Origin of the sequence: Aeromicrobium sp. (genome assembly GCF_025965075.1) — a bacterium.
Classification (GTDB): Bacteria; Actinomycetota; Actinomycetes; order Propionibacteriales; family Nocardioidaceae; genus Aeromicrobium.
In genome coordinates this window covers 1-3,049 of the sequence record NZ_JAOPXQ010000172.1, presented here as the reverse complement: position 1 = coordinate 3,049, position 3,049 = coordinate 1, and the positions used below count along the sequence as shown (strand labels likewise).

At 68.2% G+C, this 3,049-nt stretch carries 4 protein-coding genes; 3 read left to right on the top strand and 1 reads right to left on the bottom strand.

The features are described 5' to 3' along the window. The 3 genes from JWQ91_RS10545 to JWQ91_RS10535 form a co-directional block, all read left to right on the top strand. Window positions 1-196 (top strand): hypothetical protein (locus tag JWQ91_RS10545; RefSeq protein WP_297783401.1); only part of this gene is annotated, 196 nt, incomplete at its 5' end. Beyond that, window positions 193-1,512, top strand: coding sequence for a hypothetical protein (locus tag JWQ91_RS10540; RefSeq protein ID WP_297783399.1), 1,320 nt, complete (start codon window positions 193-195; stop codon window positions 1,510-1,512). The genes JWQ91_RS10545 and JWQ91_RS10540, both read left to right, overlap by 4 nt. Then, window positions 1,509-2,873: a PQQ-binding-like beta-propeller repeat protein gene (locus JWQ91_RS10535; RefSeq protein ID WP_297783396.1), complete on the top strand. Its 1,365-nt coding sequence runs from the start codon at window positions 1,509-1,511 to the stop codon at window positions 2,871-2,873. The genes JWQ91_RS10540 and JWQ91_RS10535 overlap by 4 nt, the downstream gene beginning before the upstream one ends. Before the next feature lie 19 nt (window positions 2,874-2,892). On the opposite strand, the gene JWQ91_RS16485 is transcribed toward JWQ91_RS10535, so the two are convergent. Further along, a partial coding sequence (locus JWQ91_RS16485; protein WP_366521376.1) for an EAL domain-containing protein occupies window positions 2,893-3,049 on the bottom strand: 157 nt, incomplete at its 5' end.

The window sequence follows — 3,049 nt, the reverse complement described above, 5'->3', positions numbered from 1 at the left end:
GCACGAGGTCACGATCGGCGAGCTCGGCACGGGGTACCGGTTCCCCATCACCCTCAAGAACGGTGACGTTCAGGACCAGCTGGTCCTCGCGACCATCGACGGGATCTCGGTCAGCATCCAGGTCGACGACTACGACGAGTCGAGCCCCTCGGTGACAGCTGACCGGGTGTTCGACAGCCTGAGGCGCCCGTCGTGAGGGTACGCACATGGGCGGCGGTGGTCAGCCTCTGCGTCGCACTGGCCTCCTGCGGGGCGTCGAGCGACGGCACCCAGTCGACGGCACCTGAGACGATCGCCCCGCCGAGCGCCACGGCGGTGGAGCAGATGGGCGGACAGAGCATCACGTACGACGACACACAGCGGCTCAGCAAGATGTACACGACGCTGTTGCGCACGAAGGACAAGGAGGGCTTCCTGGCGACGTTCGTGCCCTCGGCCCGGGGCGCCCGGGAGCAGATGGGTCACTGGTTCGACAACCTGCAGAAGCTCGGCGCGACCCACCTGTCCCTGTCGTTCATCAAGGCCACCCGCGCGAGGGACAGCTCCGGCAAGGAGAACCTTGCGGCCGACATGGGGCTGATCCTCCAGATCCCAGGCGTCGACCCGGTGCCGTTGTCCGAGTGGTACTCGTTCACGTTCGCGCCGAAGACGAGCAAGGGCGAGCTCAAGGTGCTCGCCGTCAAGGGCGCGAGCGCCGACCGTTCGACGGGCGAGAAGTACTCGCGCTACTACCGTCAGGCCTGGGACGACGGCCCCATGGCGGTCGTCCGCGGAGAGCGCGCGGTGCTGATCGGCCCGACCGCCGACGAGCGGTGGATGCGAGCCAACCTCGCCCGGTTCGACGCCGGCGTGAGGTCGCAGGTCGACCGGGTTGTCAGGGCCGGGATCACGCTGCCGCGCGACGCCGCCACGCGATCGTGGCTCTTCACGATCCAGTCGCCCAGCGTCAAGGACGTGTTCGACTACCTCGGCGGCAAGGTCGATCGCACGGAGGCGCACTTCGCCGGGTTCACCCAGGCCATGTACGCAGCCGATGCCCAGTCCGGGGTGTTCGACCGCGACCACGTGGCCACCTCGCGCATCGTGATTGCGCGCGAGGCGATGAACGATCCCGGGCTCGCCGTGACCATCCGCCACGAGATGACGCACGCGGTCCAGCAGAGCTGGCAGGGCGAGTCGGACCGAGCACCGACCTGGATCGTCGAGGGCCTCGCGGTCTTCCTCCAGCGGCCACCGGCCTCCGAGGTGAGCTTCCGCACGCGGGCGGGCCTGGCGTACCTGCGCAAGGCGAAGACGATGCCCGACAGGGACTTCTACGAGGGCAACGACGAAGCGGTCGGCTCGCACTACGGCGCCGGATACCTCGGGGTCGCCTATCTCGCGGACCGCATGGGCGAGAAGAAGCTGCTCACCACGATCCGGGAGCTGGAGAACACCAGCGCCCCGTTGGAGGAAGTGTTCGGCATGGACGAGATGCAGATCGCGAAGGGGGCCATCGCATGGGCATCGTGACCAGAGCCCGTCGCCGCGGGCTCGGTGTCCTGGCGGCCGTCCTGTTGTCCGTCTCGTTGACGGCGTGCGGTGGCGGCGGCGAGATCTCCGACAAGAAGGTCGACAGCACCGCCGATCCGGTGCGCTGGCCGCGTTACTGGGCGACGGACGAGCAGGCGGAGACCGGTTCGCAGGACGTCGCGGGCACGGGCTACTTCGCCGGCTACGACGACGCTGCGGTGGTCTACAACGGCCAGGACGTGGTGCGGTTCCTCGACCCCGCGACGGGCAAAACCAATCATCCCGCCGTGACGATCAAGAGTCCCGAGATCGTCTGCGGCGCACAGCCCCGCCGGCAGATCGAGAACCATCGGGCGCTGCTGCTCGAGGGCGTCGAGGGTGAGTCCTGCAAAGAGTTGGTCGCGTACGACACCCAGACGGGCAAGGAGGCGTGGGACTTCGGCTTCCCCGAAGGCGGCCACGGGACCCTCACGACGGACCAGCGCGACGGCACCGTCCTGTTCGCATCGGGTGACGGATACCTCGTCGGTCTCGATGCCGCCTCTGGTGACGTCGCCTGGAAGTCGACGGCCGCGGACTATGTCCTGGCCGGCAAGTCCGCCAAGGTCACCGGCTGCTCGACCAGCGCGGCCCTGGCCGCGGACCGCCCGGTGATCATCGCGAGCCTCTCCTGCTCCGCGCCGTCGCCGCAGGGCGGAGTCTGGGGCATCGACCTCGCGACCGGCAAGGAGCTGTGGCACGACGACTCGTCCTCAGTGTCACCGGACGCGGACCCGCACCCCATCGACGGTCGGCTGCTCATGCAGCGCGAGAAGGGCGCCGCGTGGGTCTCGTCGAAGAGCGGCAAGATCACGAAGCTGGCGATCAAGCCCGCGACCCAACGCCTGGAGCAGGTGAAGGCGCCGTTCGCTCCCTGCGACGACATGCAGGGCGGGTCGAGGGGCTCTCCGAACGACACGTCCTGCATCTGGTCGAACGGCAAGACGCTTGTGCTGGCGACCACGATGACGTACAAGAACCAGTTCGGCATGCAGCTGGAGGGTCTCGACCCCGCGTCCGCGAAGTCGCTCTGGACGTGGAAGAAGGTGGGGGAGTACGACCCGGACAAGCACGAGTTCAGCAACGGCTTCGCCCCGATCGGGTTCACCGAGGACGGCAAGGAGTTCCGGGTCATCTCCAACCAGGAGACCGTGCTGCGATTCTCGGCGAAGGACGGCAACGTCGTCGGCAGGGGAACGCTGGCGCCCGGCATGAACCTCGTCCAGCTCGGGGTCTCGGGCCCGGGATTCCTCCTGCTGCGACGCCAGGGCGGCATCCTCGACGCGAAGTCGGGGCTGTCGTACTACCGGACCGAGTCCTGAACCACTCCGGAGCGGTGCATCAGGGCTGGCTGCCCCAGCTCAGCAGCAGTTCCTCGAGCTTGGCTGGTGACACGGCTGGGCTCCACAAGTAGCCCTGGCCGCGGGTGCAGCCGAGCTGCCGCATGTAGTCGGCCTGCGCCTGGGTCTCGATGCCCTCCGCGACAGTGGTGAGCGAC